This is a genomic window from Chryseobacterium tongliaonense (genome assembly GCF_041224435.1).
Classification (GTDB): Bacteria; Bacteroidota; Bacteroidia; order Flavobacteriales; family Weeksellaceae; genus Chryseobacterium; species Chryseobacterium tongliaoense.
This window is the reverse complement of sequence record NZ_JBGFFD010000005.1, coordinates 185,384-202,685: the sequence shown is the minus strand read 5'-3', so window position 1 is coordinate 202,685 and position 17,302 is coordinate 185,384. Positions and strand designations below refer to the sequence as shown.

Sequence of the window (17,302 nt, the reverse complement as noted above, 5' to 3'; positions counted from 1 at the left end):
CATCAGGGAAAAGTCAAAAAAAATGCTGAAATTTGCACCCCTTCCGATAATTCCGAATATTCATGAAACTTTGTATTGCAGAAAAGCCGAGCGTTGCCAGAGATATAGCTAAAGTATTGGGTGCCACAACACCGAAACAGGGCTATATGGAAGGAAACGGATACTGTGTGACATGGACGTTCGGCCACCTTTGCACCCTTAAAGAACCCCACGACTACGGCCCGGAACTCAAATCATGGAGCCTGATTTTCCTGCCCATCATCCCAAAGAATTTTGGAATAAAACTTATTCCGAATAAAGGCGTAGAAAATCAGTTCAGTATTATTGAAAAGCTGGTCGGAGAATGTGATGAAGTCATTAACTGTGGTGATGCCGGACAGGAAGGGGAGCTTATTCAGCGCTGGGTATTGCAGAAAGCAAAATGCAATAAACCCGTTCAGCGTCTCTGGATCTCATCCCTTACCGAAGAAGCCATTAAAGAAGGTTTTGAAAGCCTGAAACCCGCAGAAGATTATAAAAACTTATACCTGGCAGGAAATGCAAGAGCAATAGGAGACTGGCTGCTGGGAATTAATGCGACCAGACTGTTTACGAAGAAATTTGGTGGTAACAAAGCTGTACTTTCTATCGGAAGAGTTCAGACTCCCACACTGGCAATGCTCGTCCAGCGTCAAAAGGAAATAGACGCATTCACCACTGAAGAATATTGGGAACTGAAAACCAAATACCGGGATGTCATCTTTAATGCTGCAATTGACAGGCTGAAAACTTTAGACCGTGCAGAAAAAGGTTTGGAGTACCTTAAAGTAAATCCTTTTGAAATCGTCTCTTTTGAAATTAAAGAAGGAAAAGAAAAAAATCCGAGGCTTTTTGATCTTACCGGACTTCAGGTGGAAGCCAATAAAAAATACGGGTATTCTGCAGACAACACCCTGAAATATATTCAAAGTCTCTACGAAAAAAAGCATGTGACTTATCCGCGTGTTGATACCACTTATCTATCCGAAAGCCTTTATCCGAAAATAGAAGGCATTCTTCAGAAAATGCATTTTTACCGGGAACTTGTAGCTCCTTTATTACAAGCTCCTGTTCCAAAATCGAAAGCGGTTTTTGATGATGCTAAAGTGACAGATCACCATGCCATCATCCCGACTGAGATTCCGCCTTCCCAAAATCTGAGCAGGGAAGAAAAACTGATTTATGACCTGGTTGCCAAACGTTTTATTTCCGTTTTTTATCCCGAATGTAAAATTTCAAATACCTTAGTGGAAGGACAGGTAGGAACCATTCCTTTTAAAACAAGCGGACGGCAGATTCTTGAGCCGGGCTGGAGAGCCGTTTACGCCAAAGATGCCAAAGAAGAACCGGCAGATAAAGAAAAAGATAAAGAAGAAGAACAGACGATCCCTGAATTTACCGTTGGAGAAACCGGGCCACACGATCCTATGATTCATCAGGGAAAAACCTCCCCGCCAAAACCTTACACGGAAGCTACATTACTGAGAGCGATGGAAACCGCCGGAAAACAGGTGGAAGACGAAGAACTTAGGGAATTATTAAAGAACAACGGAATCGGAAGGCCTTCAACCCGGGCTAACATTATTGAAACCCTTTTCAAACGAAAATATATCGAGAAGAAAAGGAAAAACCTTATCGCCACTCAAACCGGAATTCAGCTGATCGATACCATCGAGGATGAACTTCTCAAAAGTCCTGAACTGACAGGGGAATGGGAATTGAAGCTCCGTAAAATTGAAAGCGGTGAATATGAAGCCAACCAGTTTAAGGAAGAACTGATTCAGATGGTAACCGAACTCACCAAAAAAGTAGTGGACGGAAAAGGAAAAGTAATCCAGCTGCAGGAAGAAGAAAAAATAGTTGAAAAGAAAAAAAGAGAACCTGCTCCCAAAAAAGAGCTTCAGACCTGGGAAGAAACAAAATGCCCGAAATGTAAAGATCACACCCTGATAAAAGGAAAAACAGCTGTGGGATGCTCTGATTTTAAAAACTGTGGCTTCAAGGTTACGTTTGAAATTTTCGGCAAGAAACTTTCTGATAAACAGCTTTTAGACCTTGTCCTGAAAGGGAAAACTTCAAAATTAAAAGGCTTTACCACTCACCCCGAAGGCTTAACAGAAGGTGCACTTTCATTATCCGATAATTTCACTGTAGAATTGAACTAGATGTAAACCATCCCGTCATTGCGAACCGAAGGTGAAGCAATCTCAAATTAACCTTTCAATTTTAACAGATATCTTTAAACCGTTAAGAATTCAGATAAGCTATTAAGATATTTAAATCTGCTTTGCTTAAGTTTTTTCTCATCTTAAAATCAGAATGATTCTCTTAACTTCCCTTAATCTCTTCACAAATCTTAATGGTTAAAAGTGATATATACATTTTGTTACACTACTCAAAGTGAAGATTTACTGCTTTCAGTCATTTAGCTTAGAAACATCTGTGCAAATTCGTGAAATCCGTGGTGAAAAATTTTTGACCCATTAAGAACTCAGATAAGCTATTAAGATATTTAAGCCTGCTTTGCGTAAGATTTTTTCTCATCTTAAAATCAGAATGATTTCTTAACTCCCCTTAATCTCTTCAAAAATCTTAATGGTTAGAAATGATTTAAATTTAAGTAATATCAGTGCAAATTCGCGGAATCCGTAGTAAAAGGACTTTGTCTAAGAGGTCACATAAAGCAGAATCAAAACATTTCAACATAAGTCCATATCTTTACCATAAATAAAAATCCATGACGCCAGAAAAAAAGAAACTCATTACCGACAGTTTCAGCCGCTCGGAAACTTTGAAATTCTATAATGCAGAACTTCTTGAAGTGGAAACGGATTTCGTTTCCATTAAAATTCCTAAAATGGAAATGATGACCAGAAAAGCAGGAATGTTCAACGGTGCAATGATCGCTTCCTTGGTGGATGTTTCTTCAGGATATGCTGCCGTAAGCCATTATGAGCAGGATTGCTATGTGGTTACCATAGAATTAAAGGTCAATTATCTGCGGCCGGCTATGGGAGATGCTTTAGTTTCAAAATCATATGTAATAAAAGGCGGAACTAAAATCATTGTAATCAGAACGGAAATCTACACTGTTAATGACAATGAAAATTCTGAAAGTCACGTAGCCACGTCATTGGTTACGATGATGAAAATAAAATAATAAAAGCCTGCCTGTAAAATCAGATTTTACAGGCATTTTTTATACCCAAAGGATCATGCAGGATAAATTTTTTAGATAACTATATACTATTTTATACTTATTTTTTCTTGCTTCTTTGATCGGTTTTTATCGCAAAGGAAATGATGAATCAGACTTATTAAGATGATCAAAGTTTTTTAATCTATTAAAATAGATTTTAAAGGAATGTTTCATAGCAGCTTTGCTGCTTTTCTTTGCTTTTTTTAAATATAGCAATCGGATTAAAAAGCTTTGCGTTAATAAAAAAATGATGAGTGTAAAATAGTATATAGTTGCCATTTTTTAATTGATAGCGCGGTTATTATACAGCACTTACAAAATTAACATAGCATTAATCCAAGATGAATTTATTATAGATACTTTTGTGGAGCTGTTTTTACCAGACGCACAATGGCGCAATTCAAAAAGATATATTCTGAATATAAACATAGAGTTTATTTCTTCGTCAGAAAATACATCCGGAGAGATGAGGATGTGGAAGACGTTGTGCAAGATATTTTTGTACATGTCTGGAAGCACATGGATAAAGCGAATAATCAGTCAGCCATAGAAGCCATTATCTTTAAAACCAGCAAACAGGAAGTGGCTCATTTCTATCGGAAAAATAAACTCATAATGGTCTCCTCAGATCAAAATGAAATTCCTGAAAATGAAGATGAAACCACTGATGAGTTTTATACCGAAGAGCAGATCTCGAAAATAGAATCCCTGCTGGAAAAACTCCCCCTGAAAACCAAAGAACTGTTCATTCAGCACAAAATTGGAAATCTCAGCTATTCCCAATTAGCCAAAGAAAATAAAATTTCTAAAGTTGCCATCGGCAAACACATCAACAAGGCCATCAGTTTTCTGAAAATTAATCTGCACTAAATTTTTTCACCTCCGAATATGAACTATTTGTTAAATCTCAGTCAATGAGGTTTACGATTTTCTGTTTCTGCGTATTTACGATTAAATAACCTTTGTAAACTTAAGCGAGAATACATACCATATGAGTTTAGAAGAAGAATTTGAAAAAAACTGGAAATCGGCTTTTGAAGAAAAAAATAAGATAGATGATATCACAGACCGGAAAATCTGGACCGGCATCGAAAAGAAAATTGAAAAGAAAAAATCTGTAAAGAAACTCTATTGGGCAGCTGCAGTATTGATTCCTCTTTTTAGCCTTTTTGCCCTTTTTAAAATGACTACAACTTCAGAAACTGGAGTTGATAAAAAATATGTCTATGAAACCCTGGAAAACGGAAAATCATTTAAGCTTCCGGATGGAAGTCAGGTGGAGCTGAGGCCGTACAGTAAACTTACGTTAAACAAAAATTTCGGTGAAAAAAGCAGGGAAATGGTTTTTACGGGACAGGGGAAATTCAGTGTGGCTAAAGATAAGACGAGGCCTTTCAGGATCAATGCAGGAGAATTTAATGTTCAGGTTTTGGGGACACAGTTTTTTTTAGATCAGAAATCTGAAGAGAAAAAAGTAGAGCTGTTTGAAGGAAAAGTAAAGATTGAGCATGGCAGTACGATTACGTACCTGATGCCCAAAGAAATCTGGACCAATGACCGGCAGAGACAGGATTATCATTATTACCATCCTGACAGGCAAAGAAACTTCACATTTGATCATTCGGCTTATTCCCAGGCTATCCAGGAGCTCGAAAATACCTATAATATCAGGATATTATATCCGGCTGAGTTTAAAAATAAAAAAGTAAGCGGGGCATTTACCGGAAATCTTAAAGAAGTTCTTTCAGTAATAAGCTTTCCGTTTAATCTTAAACCAGAAAAAATCAATGAAAAAGAAATCATATTAAAATAAAAAAGCACCGATATTGGCGTATCGATGCTGATTAATTCAATTTAAAAACCGGTAAAAGTTTAAAAATTAACATTTGCGAATTTATGAAAAAAACAGCAATTAGTATTACTGTGCTTGGGATTTTGTGCGCAGCCCAATTATCTTATGCATCAGAGATACACCTTCCTTTGCATTCTTCCTATGCAGCTGCAGAACTGCCAATGACGAAAGTCCTGGAGAAGCTCAGCAAAAAAACAAAAACTCAGGTGTTTTATTCCGTTTCAGATCTTGAAGATATTCTGGTGGATGACAGTAAAATCGACTACAGTTCTTTACAGAAAACCCTTGATTATTTACAGAAAAATTATCCTGTGGAATTCAGTATTCAGAATAATATCATTACAGTCAGGAAAACATCCGGCAGATTAGTGGTACAAAACAAACTGAATACAATTTCCGCCTCAAAAAACGATACGGTTTCAGAGCGGGAGAAAAAAATTGAAGAAGTTGTACTGATCGGGTATGGGAAACAAAATAAAAAAGATATCTCAGGATCCATAGCCTCGATAGGAGAAAAAGACCTGAAAGGAGTTGCTTCCGGAAACTTTGGTGATATGATCGCAGGAAAAGCTACAGGAATTCAGATTACCCAGGCTAATGCCAACCCCGGAGCGTCACCCAGTATTCGTATCCGTGGTATCGGAACCTTAACTGCCGGAGCCAATCCCTTAATTGTTGTCGATGGATTTCCCCTAACCGAAGGGACCAATCTCAATTCTATCGATCCTAATTCAATTGCTTCAATTGATATTCTGAAAGATGCGGCCTCTACAGCAATCTACGGATCCAGAGGAGCCAATGGAGTGGTTTTGATCCAAACCAAAGAAGGAAAAAAAGGCAAGTTGGAATATACCCTTGATTCTTACTATGGAATCCAGACCAGAAGTGACAACGAAAAGTTTGTTAATGCCTATGATATGGCCACTTTCATGAAGGAAGCAAGAGATAATAACTATCTTTCTAAAGGAGCCAACAGAAGTGCTTCTGACGATAATGCCACAAGGGTTTCTAAAGGAGCTAGTCTGAGAGAGCTGATTCCGGATTATCTTGCCCCTTATTTACGTAAAGAAAAAGGATTGGTGGATACCGACTGGTATTCTATTGTTTTAAAACCAGCCCCGATAAGCAACACCTCACTGAATGTTCTGGGAGGAAATGACAAAACAAAATACTCTTTCACCGGAAGCTATCTGAACCAGAAAGGAATATTAATAGGAACGGATTACGAAAAATATTCAGGGAATATCAATTTGGCTACCAACATGACCGATCATCTGAAATTCGGAGTTTCCATGAGCCCGTCTTTTGCCCAGGGAAGCCTTTTTGATATGGTCAATGGCGGCCGTACCTACAATCTTCTGCAGATGGCGACGACCATGTATCCTTTCTTTGCCCCGAGAGATGCCAACGGAAATCTCAACATTTCCCAGCAGATCAAAGCGAATACACCTACTGACGGGGCTTTGGTGGAAAATCCGGTAGCCATGGCCGAAATGACGAAAAGAAAATATACCCTGTTTAAAACATTCGGGAATATATTCGGAGAATGGAGTTTTCTGAAAGATTTTAAATACAAAATCTCTGCAGGCGGAGATTACACAAGCTACGAATATAATTTCTTCGATCCTTCAACAGTCGGTAGCTACAGAACGGCAGCTCCGGATGTTACAACAGCCAGCAGAACCGAATACATTACCAAGAATTATCTGATCGAAAATTTACTGACGTACGATAAAAAGATCAACGACCACTCATTCAATGCTATTGCAGGGCAATCTTACCAGCAGGAAGAATCTAATAAAGTAACCACTTTAGCAGCTGGTTTTCCTGATAACAGCATTACCAATATCGGAGGCGGAACTTCTTTTAAAGTAGATGTAGATCAATATAAATGGACCCTTATTTCCTATTTTACGAGATTCAACTATTCTTATCAGGGAAAATACAGTCTGATGGCGTCGTACAGAAGAGATGGCTCTTCCCGTTTCGGAGTGAATACCAAATGGGGTGATTTTTATGCACTGTCCCTGGCCTGGACTTTAAGCAACGAAAATTTCTTTCCTAAAAACAGATTCTTAGATCCGCTGAAATTAAGATTCAGTGTGGGAAGTAACGGGAATAACCAGATCCCGAATTTCGGGGCACTCTCTTTGATGGCCCAGGAAAATTATGTGTTTGGAGGGATTTTAGCGCCCGGATACCGTTCTTCCACCGCTCCGAATCCTAATATTTCATGGGAAAAATCAGAATCTAAAAACTTCGGAATTGATTTCGGACTGTTTAATAAATACCTGAATGTTTCAGCAGATTATTACATCCTGAACAGGGATGGTTTACTTCTCGATGTACCCGTTCCGCAGCAATCAGGATACAGCACCTCTCTGCAGAATATCGGAAAGCTAAGGAATAACGGACTGGAAGTACAGCTGTCTTTAAAGCCTGTGCGTATCAGGGAAAGTTTTGAATATACCAGTAATTTCAGCTTTTCAATGAATAAAAATAAAGTACTGGCTTTAGCCAACGGGCAGACCCAGATTGTAGCCGGAGCCAATAATTTTGCCATCACAAAAGTGGGCGAGTCGATTGCTGAAATGTACGGTTACAATATCACAGGCGTGTATAAAACCCAGGCGGAAATTGACAACTCGCCACATATTTCCGGAACCTTAGTGGGAGATTATATCATGGAAGACCTCAATAAAGACGGAAAGATCGATACGAATGATAAGAAAAGCTTTGGTTCGGGCATTCCAAAATATGTTTTGGGTTTTACCAATTCATTCAAATATAAAAATTTTGAGCTGAACTTCACTTTATACAGTGAGCTGGGAAGAAAAATATACAATGGAGATATGGTAAGCATTACCGAATCCGGAGAAGGGTTTGGCGTTCCGTCGCAATATTATTTTGATAACCGATATAATGCTGTAACCAATCCCAACGGTATTTACGCAATGCCTAATATGAACTTTTCAAATAACAGGAAAGAAGCAAGGACATCCAATATTTTCTTTAAAAATGGAGATTATGTAAGATTAAGATCTTTAAAGCTGGCTTATAACCTTCCGGATCAGTTAATTTCTGCTTTAAAAGTGAAATCAATACAATTATATTTTGTGGGGAACAATCTTTTCACCTTCACTTCTTACAGAGGACAAAATCTGGATGCTAACTCAGACAGCATATTGACCCAGGGATATGACAGCGGTTATTATCCGATCGCCAAAGTCTATTCTTTCGGGATGAATATGAAATTTTAATGACTGCTCAATGAATAAATTTAAAACAATGAAAAAAATATATATTCCTTTATTAGGACTGTTTTTATTACAATCATGCTCTTCAGACCTTTTGAATACCTCTCCTGAAAGCACCAAAGTAACTGCAAATTTCTATACGGATCAGGCACAGCTGGAACAGGGTGTAAATGCCGTCTATGCAACGTTACAATATACCGGACAATACCAGCTCGCCATGCTTGCCATAGGAGAAATCCCTTCCGACAATACCTATGATGAGGTTCCTGCCAATGACAGCTTTACCTATGGTGAATTTGATTTTTTTACCATTCAGCCCAATAATTCCTTACTGGGAAGCACATGGAAAGATAATTATATCGGAATACAGCAGGCTAATATTGTCCTGAACCGGATTGAAGGCATCACTATGGATCAGACCCTTAAAAATACCCGGATCGGAGAAATGAAATTTTTAAGAGCATTGATGTATTTCAACCTGGTCAGAACTTTTGGAGATATTCCTCTGGTAACTAAAGAAACAACAGACGTCAATGAATATTTCGGGCAGGGGAGAACTTCTGCAGAAACAGTATATAATTTTATTGAAACAGAGCTTAAATCAGCTGTCGATCTCTTACCTGCAGTAGCTTCCCAGAAAGGGAGAGTGGCAAAAGGAGCCGCATTGGGAATATTGGGGAAAGTTTTAATGACGAGAAATAAGTATACCGAAGCCCTTCCTTATTTACAGCAGGTAGAGCCATTAGGATATAGCCTGCTGTCTGATGTGACCAAGATTTTTGATCCTGCCAATAAAAATAATGCTGAAATCATCTTTGATGTTCAGTTTACTTCAGGCCTAAACGGAAACACAGAAGGAAGCCAGGCATACCAGATGTTCAGTCCTTCGGGGTTTGTATCGGGAGCAAAAGGGCACAACCTGCCGACAAAAGAAGTGTATAATATTTTCACTTCAGGAGATAACAGAAGAAATGCTTTTATAGGACTGACGCCCAACGGAGTTCCGTACAGCAAAAAATTAATGAAAACATCTGATGCTATTGCAGATGGTGGCAGCAATATAGTTGTACTTCGTCTGGCAGATGTGTACCTTTTAATGGCAGAATGCTATGCCAAAGCCAATGATTTTACCAATTCAAACCTCTATTTAAATAAAATTAAAACCAGAGCCGGATTGAGCCCTGTAAACTTAACCGGTCAACAGCAGTTAGCAGATGAAATTGCACTGGAAAGGAGAAAAGAGCTGGTAGGAGAAGGACACCGATGGTTTGATCTGGTGAGAACCGGAAAAGCAGTGCAGGTAATGACTGCTCATTTTCAGAATACACCGGGATACAATACGGCAGTGATTAAAGATTACAATCTGCTGATGCCTGTTCCCCAGGGTCAGATTAATACAGATCCCGCCATCAAACAAAATCCCGGATATTAATTCAAATACTTTAAAAATGATTCATAAGAAATTACAATATATTAAAAAGATAAGCTGCGTATTGGGACTTTTGATAGCCCAGTCAGGCTTTGCACAAACCAATTATTTCAAACAGGGCATTCCTGAAAATAAAATTCTGGTCGTTGCCCACAGGGGAGACTGGAGAAATTATCCTGAAAATTCAGTTAAGGCCATAGAAAGCGCCATAAAAATGGGAGTTGATATTGTAGAAATAGATCTGCAGAAAACCAAAGACGGACAACTGATTGTAATGCACGACAAAAAACTGGACCGTACAACCACCGGCAAAGGAGAAATTTCTGAAACCAATCTTTCTGAAATACAGTCTTTATTTCTTAAAAACGGAGCAGGTATGCCGACCAGGGAGAAAGTTCCGGGACTTGAGGAAGTGCTGAATTTTATTAAAGGTAAAAGAATTATGCTCAATTTAGATAAAGGCTGGGATTTTATTGAAGACGTAAGAATACTGACAGAGAAAACCGGGACAACGGAACAGATTATTTTGAAAGGAAACAAAAAAGCCTCAGAATTAAAAAAAGAAGTAGGAAATAAGCTCGATCATATCATCTATATGCCTATGGTATGGCCGGAAGATTACAGCATTTATAAAAGAGATGAGGTTCTTAATCCCGCAGACTACATCAGGGATTTTTCTAAGATTTTCAGTCCGGTTGCGTATGAAGTGATTATTAAGGACGATACCCCGAAAGCAGATGAGTTATTAAAGCTTATCCGTAAAGCTCATGCAATGATCTGGATCAATGCTCTGTGGCCTGAATTGTGTGCCGGACATGATGACGACAAAGCAGTAGATCACCCTGATGAAAACTGGGGCTGGATGATAAAAAAGGGTGCAAATATTATTCAGACCGACAGGCCTGCAGAATTGATACGGTATTTAAAATCAAAAAATTTAAAATATGAAAACTAGCAGATTCATCTACATACTTTTATTCATCTCAGGAATAGCTCTGGGCCAGAATAAAATATCTCTTTCAAAATTTCCACAGGATAAAATAATGGTGGTTGCCCATCGGGCGGACTGGAGAGAAGCGCCGGAAAATTCTGTAATGGCCGTAAAAAAAGCTATTGAAAAAGGAATCAATATGGTGGAAATAGATCTGGCCCTCACCAAAGATAATGTCCTGATTTTAATGCATGACAATACCATCGACAGAACCACCACAGGAAAAGGAAAGCCTTCCGATTATACCCTGGAGGAGATGAAGAAGTTTTATCTGAGAGACGGGTTGGGAGTTCCGACTCAAATGCGGGTTCCGACCCTTGAAGAAATACTTGACGTAACCAAAGGAAGAGTATTCATCAATCTGGATAAAGCATTTGATTATTTTGATATGGTATATCCTGTCCTGAAAAAAAGAGATTTGTTGGATGAGGTTCTTTTTAAAGGCACGGCAACTTATGAAGAATTCAATAAAAAATACGGACCGATAAAAAATGAAATTCACTATATGCCGATCATCAGACTTTCTGATCATGAAGCACTGTCTAAACTAAACGATTATCTGGACCATTATAAAGTCTATGGTTTTGAGCTTACTTTAGGACCGGATGAAAGCCACCTGATCAATTTTAAAGAACTTCAGGAAAAAGGAGCCCGTGTCTGGGTCAATTCACTGTGGCCACAGCAAAGTGCGGGGCATAACGATGACCTGGTGCTTGAAAATCCGGATGCCTATGAATGGTATGTGAAAAAGAATATCAATATTATTCAGACCGACAGGCCTAAAGAATTAATCGGGTTTTTAAAAAAGAAAAAGCTGTATTCTGCCGTAAAATAAATCACTATATTCTTCACACTCATTAATCATCTTATTAATGAGAAACAGTTGCCTGAGCAATCCTTAGGCAACTTGTTTGTTTTTATATGATCAGGATATTAAAGAGGTGGTTTCTGTTCAATATATAATTTCGGGTTCCACCTTATCCGGTTCATTAGTCCTGCAATATCAGGCCTGTATACACGTACATCATAGTTTAAAGTTCCTGCGGGAAAATTATTAATCCCGGATTCAGTAAACATCTGTGATTCACCTGCTAATATATTCGGGAAACTCCAGATGCCGGGTTTAAATGTTTTTGCAAAGAAAGGCAGCTCAAAATCAGTAAGAGGAATGCCGTTTTGATCACAATACCAATTGACTGTTGCGTAACGTTTTAAAACAAAAGGACTCAGTAATCCTTTGCCCGAAAGCTGTTCCAGCTGATCATTAAGAATTTTTCTGTTATTATATCTGAAATGTACAGGTTTTGTCTGAATAAGCGAAAGCGACATGATTTTATAAAACTGATAGTATTTCCTGTTGTAAATAACCAGAGTTGCTACACCCAAAGCTGTTGCAGAGGTCATAAGCGTTTTATATGATATCCCTGTTTCTGTAATTTGATCTTCGTCCATGAAAATAGTTTTAAAGTTATAAAGAGATCTGTAGTTTTGGATGATCCGTTACTACAGAGACTTAATATTTTGATGAAGTAAAGTTCAGGTTTTCATTAAAACAAGAGAAGAGGGAAAATACCCATTTAAAAAAAACAGGTGTTTCCCCTATATGAAATTTTAAACCTGAATAATTCTATTAATGCTCTGATAATAGCCGTATGGAACGAGTTTTGATAATCATTTACCAACTATTAAAAATAATCATATGAACTTAATTATCCGATTACTCGTAACTGCAATCGTTGCGTATCTTTTAACCAAAATTTTACCGGGGGTACATTTCGAAGGATTTTCAACAGCAATTATCTTTGCTATTGTTTTAGGAGTTTTAAACCTGATTGTAAAGCCTGTACTGAGTCTTTTAGGACTTCCGCTGACCATTATTACTCTGGGGTTATTTGCCTTGGTAATCAATGCTTTAATTATTCTTATTGCCGATTATTTCATTGACAGTATGGTGGTAGACGGCTTCTGGTGGGCACTTATTTTCAGTATTGCACTCTCTATTATTACTTCTCTGGCCAATTCCATGTTTTCAGACGGGGATTAATCCTGCAGAATTTAAGTATAACAAAATAAAAACCGTTAATTCTACATTAACGGTTTTTTGTTTTTTTATTTCTTAATGAACTTTAGAAGAATCATATTTCCCTGCCGGTCATTCAGTTTTATAAAATAATTTCCGGAAGTAAGTTGGCTGATGGAAATCTCTTTTGATGTAAATGCGTTCTTTGAGATCACTTTTCCGCTCACATCTATGATTTCATATTCCTTAAAATCTTTATTGGTATTGATTTTTAAAATATCAGAGACTGGATTCGGATAAACTTTTACCAGGGTAGAAGGGTTGGCGTGAGCTTCATTCGTATTCAGATACAGACATGAAGGCGGATTGCTTATTTCGCCGTTGGTGAAATCATAATATATGGTACTTCCCATGGGAATCAGATTGGTGCTGACGGTCCCGGGAACATTTGGAAACGGCATACAGTTATTAAAACTTACATTGGCATTTTCAAAATTTCTTGTGGTCTTGTACCATCCTTCACATCCGGTGTTGATCATGGTAATTCCGGGCCATTGAGTATCAATTACAAAGCCATCGATAGAATTGGGATTTACCATATCAATCAATATACAGCTTCCGTTTGTCCATCCTGACGGAGGTTTAAAATAAACAGCAGCAGTCTGAACAGGTCCTGTATAATATTTTTTACTGAATAGGGTTGAGGTATTTCCCTGTCCGTCAACTAAAAATGCTTTAATTTCTTTGTTCTGGTTAATGGTGATCTGGAAATTATTGGCTGCGGAATTGGAACTCAAGGTAGGAGTGCTTCCGTCTGTCGTGTAATATATTGTACCATTCCCGGAAACGGTAACCTGATAAGGATTATTATAATGAGTAGCTATCGGGGTCATTGTGATTTGTGAAAAGAGGAACACAGAGGAAAAATGAAATACAATGAATAGAATTTTTTTCATGGTGATTAGTTTTTTGGATAACATAAAATTAATTAAATATAAATTATAAATGCGCTTTCATTTGAATTTTAAACACATTTACATACCTTTGACAATCTTTGATTTAAACAGGAATTTATGAAATCGTCATCAGGTTCCATAGATCCATAAAATGAATATCTACATATGAAACTTAAGTACAGCCTGCTTGCTTTGGCAGCTCCACTTTTAATGAATGCACAACAATTAATGACGCCTGAAATCCTTTGGACTTTGAAAAAAGTTGGAGTACAGGCAGTTTCACCAGATCAGTCTTCACTTATCTATAAAGTAGGTCAGGTTGATTTAAAAACAGAAAAAACAAAAAACGAGAACTATTTTCTTAACGTTCTAAATAATCAGTCTTCCAAGATCGATTTGGGTAAAAAAGCCCTTATTCAATGGGATAAAAACGGGATCTATGCCCAGGAAGGAGACCAGATTTATCTTTCAAAAGATAACGGTAAAACCTGGACTGGATTTTATACCATTGGTGAAGCTGACAATATCGTCATTTCTCCGGATGGTAAAAAAATTGCGTTCAGCAAACAGGTTTTGGTTGAAAAGCTGATGGGGAAAGATAAATATAGCGATACCCCGAAAACAACCGCACAGGTTTATACAGATCTGAACCACAGACACTGGGATTATTTCAATGAAGGAAAATACAATCATGTTTTTGTTGTAAATGTTTCAGAGAAAGCAGATGCTGCAAAAGATTTATTGGAAGGTAAAACATGGGATTCCCCGCAAAGGCCTTTCGGTGGGGCAGAAGACTTCATCTGGAGCCCCGATTCTTCCCAACTTTTATATGTAACCAAACCGAAAAGCGGTAAAGAATATGCAACAAGCACCAATACTGATATTTTTGCTTATGATTTAGCTTCAGGAACCACAAAAAATTTAACCGAAACGAATAAAGGTTACGACGTTAATCCTAAATTCAGTCCGGATGGAAAATCCCTGCTATGGCAAAGCATGGCCAGAGACGGATATGAAGCGGATAAAAATGATGTGAAATTAATGGATTGGAAATCCGGGAAAACAGATAACCTTACCAAAGGCTGGGACGAAAGCGTTTCAGGAGATGTTTTCTGGGGTGGAGATTCAAAAACAATCTATTTTACAGCTGCATTTAAAGGCACTAAACAGCTTTTCTCTTTGGATCCTAAATCGGCAAAGGTTCAGCAGATCACAAAAGGGGATTTTGATGTAAATGAAATCTTCACAGACAACAAAAATTCATTATTAGTAGGAAGAACAGATGTAAATCATGCAACGGATATTTTCTCTGTAAATCTTAAAAACGGAGAAATGAAGCAGGTTACCGAAGCGAATAAAGACATGTACGCTAAGCTTGCCCAGGGAAAATCTGAACTGAAAATGGTAAAAACTTCGGATGGTAAAGAAATGGGGGTGTGGTTCCACTATCCACCGAACTTCGATCCGAATAAAAAATACCCGACCCTTGTTTATTGTCAGGGTGGCCCTCAATCTGCACTGACGCAGTTTTTCAGTACAAGATGGAACTTTGCCCTGATGACGGCAAACGGATACATAGTAGTAGCACCCAACCGTAGAGGAATGCCGGGCTGGGGAACAAAATGGAACGAAGAGATTTCTAAAGACTGGGGCGGACAACCGATGAGAGATTATCTGGCAGCAACAGATTATGCCAAAACATTGCCTTATGTTGATGGTGACAGAGTAGCAGCGGTAGGAGCCAGCTATGGTGGATACAGCGTATTTATGTTAGCCGGGATTCATGAGAACAGATTCAAAACATTCATTGCTCACGACGGATTATTTGATATGAAATCATGGTACTTAACAACGGAAGAGCTATGGTTTGCAAACTGGGATCTGGGATCACCTTGGGATAAGCCGCAACCAAAAGCATACACAGACTTTAACCCAAGCAATTTTGTTGAAAAATGGAATAAGCCGATCATGGTGGTTCAGGGTGGAATAGATTTCCGTGTTCCTTACGAGCAGGGACAGGAAGCCTTCCAGGCTGCAAAACTGAGAGGATTAAAAACGAAACTGGTTTATTTCCCGAATGAGAATCACTGGGTACTTCATCCGCAAAACGGATTGGTATGGCAGAGAGAATTCTTCGACTGGCTGAAAGAAACTTTGTAATCTGACAAAATAAAATATTAAATAGAAACGGGCTTTAGCCCGTTTTTTTGTTTTAATTTAACCATTAAGATTTTGTTAAGCAGTTAAGAATATTAAGTTTATATTATACTTATAATAGAGATTAAAGAGCTATATTTCTTATCGTAGATAGTCTTACTTTGCTGAGTGTTAATGTCTTTGCGCTTTTAAATTTTACAGTTGTTTTGTAAAAACTCTTTGCGTGCTTTGCGTTTAAATTGATTTATTTTTAACTGAAATAATTTTCTCGCAGATCAAGCAGATAGCACAAATTTTTAAATGAATTATCTGCAAAATCAGCTTAATCTGCGAGCGTATAATTAAAGCATTCTACCAATAGTCACAGTTATAGCCTTACTTTGCTGAGTGTTAACGTCTTTGCACCCTTAAATATTACAGTTGTTTTGTAAAAACTCTTTGCGTGCTTTGCGTTTAAATTGATTTATTTTTAACTGAAATAATTTTCTCGCAGATCAAGCAGATAGCACAAATTTTTAAATGAATTATCTGCAAAATCAGCTTAATCTGCGAGCGTATAATTAAAGCATTCTACCAATAGTCACAGTTATAGCCTTACTTTGCTGAGTGTTAACGTCTTTGCACCCTTAAATATTACAGTTGTTTTGTAAAAACTCTTTGCGTGCTTTGCGTTTAAATTGATTTATTTTTAACTGAAATAATTTTCTCGCAGATCAAGCAGATAGCGCAAATTTTTAAATGTATTATCTGCAAAATCAGCTCAATCAGCGAGCGTATAATTAAAGCATTCTACCAATAGTCACAGTTATGGTCTTACCTTGCTGAGTGTTAACGCCTTTGCGCCCTTAAATATTACAGTTGTTTTGTAAAAACTCTTTGCATCCTTTGCGTTTAAATCATATTTACCCAAAATTTATATATTTGAATCATGCAAAACAGGATTTCCTCATTTCCACCACTTATAGATCCTTCTTCCCGGATTTTAATTTTAGGCTCAATTCCCGGAGTAAAGTCTCTGGAAAAACAGCAGTATTATGCCCACCCGCAAAATAAATTCTGGGCTATTATTTTTGAATTGTTCAATGAAGAATTTACTACAGATTATACAGAAAGACTGAATATTTTAAAGAAACACCATATAGCAGTCTGGGATGTGATCGATTCCTGTGAAAGAAAGGGAAGCCTTGATTCTGAAATCAAAAATGAAGAAGCCAATCAGATTGCTGAATTACTGGAAGAGTATCCCAATATCAAAGCTATTTTCTGTAATGGTGGAAAATCTTATAAAAATCTTCAGAAAATTTTAGGAAAGAATTATCAGCTTCCTATATTTTTATTGCCTTCAACAAGCCCGCTTCATACGATCTCGTTTGAAAAGAAACTGGAAGAATGGAAAGCTGTTTTGAGTTTTTTATAAAAATTG

Annotated in this window: 13 protein-coding genes; 11 read left to right on the top strand and 2 right to left on the bottom strand. The window is 37.7% G+C overall.

Annotated features, from left to right (window positions below):
* Nucleotides 1–62: 62 nt before the first annotated feature.
* The 8 genes from AB8P06_RS12655 to AB8P06_RS12620 all read left to right on the top strand — a co-directional run bounded on the left by AB8P06_RS12655 (nt 63) and on the right by AB8P06_RS12620 (nt 11,581).
* Nucleotides 63–2,183 (top strand): type IA DNA topoisomerase, encoded by a 2,121-nt coding sequence (locus tag AB8P06_RS12655; protein WP_369842260.1) that lies wholly within the window; start codon nt 63–65, stop codon nt 2,181–2,183.
* 572 nt (nt 2,184–2,755) lie between these two features.
* On the top strand, nt 2,756–3,178 hold the full coding sequence (locus AB8P06_RS12650) for a PaaI family thioesterase (RefSeq protein ID WP_369842258.1): 423 nt from the start codon (nt 2,756–2,758) through the stop codon (nt 3,176–3,178).
* Between the two features lie 429 nt (nt 3,179–3,607).
* Nucleotides 3,608–4,087: an RNA polymerase sigma factor gene (locus AB8P06_RS12645; RefSeq protein WP_369842256.1), complete on the top strand. Its 480-nt coding sequence runs from the start codon at nt 3,608–3,610 to the stop codon at nt 4,085–4,087.
* Nucleotides 4,088–4,208: 121 nt separating this feature from the next.
* Nucleotides 4,209–5,030, top strand: a complete 822-nt coding sequence (locus AB8P06_RS12640; RefSeq protein ID WP_369842254.1) for a FecR family protein — start codon at nt 4,209–4,211, stop codon at nt 5,028–5,030.
* 83 nt (nt 5,031–5,113) lie between these two features.
* Nucleotides 5,114–8,329 carry a SusC/RagA family TonB-linked outer membrane protein gene (locus tag AB8P06_RS12635; RefSeq protein ID WP_369842252.1) on the top strand — a complete coding sequence of 1,072 codons (3,216 nt, stop codon included), beginning with the start codon at nt 5,114–5,116 and terminating at the stop codon, nt 8,327–8,329.
* A gap of 28 nt (nt 8,330–8,357) precedes the next feature.
* Nucleotides 8,358–9,758, top strand: a complete 1,401-nt coding sequence (locus tag AB8P06_RS12630; RefSeq protein ID WP_369842251.1) for a RagB/SusD family nutrient uptake outer membrane protein — start codon at nt 8,358–8,360, stop codon at nt 9,756–9,758.
* Nucleotides 9,759–9,774: 16 nt separating this feature from the next.
* Nucleotides 9,775–10,710: a glycerophosphodiester phosphodiesterase family protein gene (locus AB8P06_RS12625; RefSeq protein ID WP_369842249.1), complete on the top strand. Its 936-nt coding sequence runs from the start codon at nt 9,775–9,777 to the stop codon at nt 10,708–10,710.
* Complete coding sequence (locus tag AB8P06_RS12620) at nt 10,700–11,581, top strand: glycerophosphodiester phosphodiesterase family protein (protein ID WP_369842247.1); 882 nt, start codon at nt 10,700–10,702, stop codon at nt 11,579–11,581. Before AB8P06_RS12625 ends, AB8P06_RS12620 begins: the two co-directional genes overlap by 11 nt.
* A 98-nt stretch (nt 11,582–11,679) precedes the next feature.
* On the opposite strand, the gene AB8P06_RS12615 is transcribed toward AB8P06_RS12620, so the two are convergent.
* Entirely contained in the window at nt 11,680–12,198 is a 519-nt protein-coding gene (locus AB8P06_RS12615; RefSeq protein ID WP_369842246.1) for a hypothetical protein, read from the bottom strand.
* A gap of 247 nt (nt 12,199–12,445) precedes the next feature.
* Between AB8P06_RS12615 and AB8P06_RS12610 the strand changes: the two genes are divergently transcribed.
* A complete protein-coding gene (locus AB8P06_RS12610; protein ID WP_369842245.1) occupies nt 12,446–12,790 on the top strand; it encodes a phage holin family protein in 345 nt (114 codons plus the stop codon).
* A 65-nt stretch (nt 12,791–12,855) separates the two neighbouring features.
* Here the strand turns inward: AB8P06_RS12610 and AB8P06_RS12605 are convergent, their stop codons facing one another.
* Entirely contained in the window at nt 12,856–13,722 is an 867-nt protein-coding gene (locus AB8P06_RS12605; RefSeq protein WP_369842243.1) for a T9SS type A sorting domain-containing protein, read from the bottom strand.
* A 165-nt stretch (nt 13,723–13,887) separates the two neighbouring features.
* Here AB8P06_RS12605 and AB8P06_RS12600 point away from each other — a divergent pair, with 165 nt between their 5' ends.
* Together AB8P06_RS12600 and AB8P06_RS12595 are read left to right on the top strand one after the other, a co-directional pair.
* Entirely contained in the window at nt 13,888–15,882 is a 1,995-nt protein-coding gene (locus AB8P06_RS12600; RefSeq protein WP_369842241.1) for a S9 family peptidase, read from the top strand.
* A gap of 925 nt (nt 15,883–16,807) precedes the next feature.
* Nucleotides 16,808–17,296: a DNA-deoxyinosine glycosylase gene (locus AB8P06_RS12595; RefSeq protein WP_369842239.1), complete on the top strand. Its 489-nt coding sequence runs from the start codon at nt 16,808–16,810 to the stop codon at nt 17,294–17,296.
* The last annotated feature ends 6 nt before the right edge of the window (nt 17,297–17,302 follow it).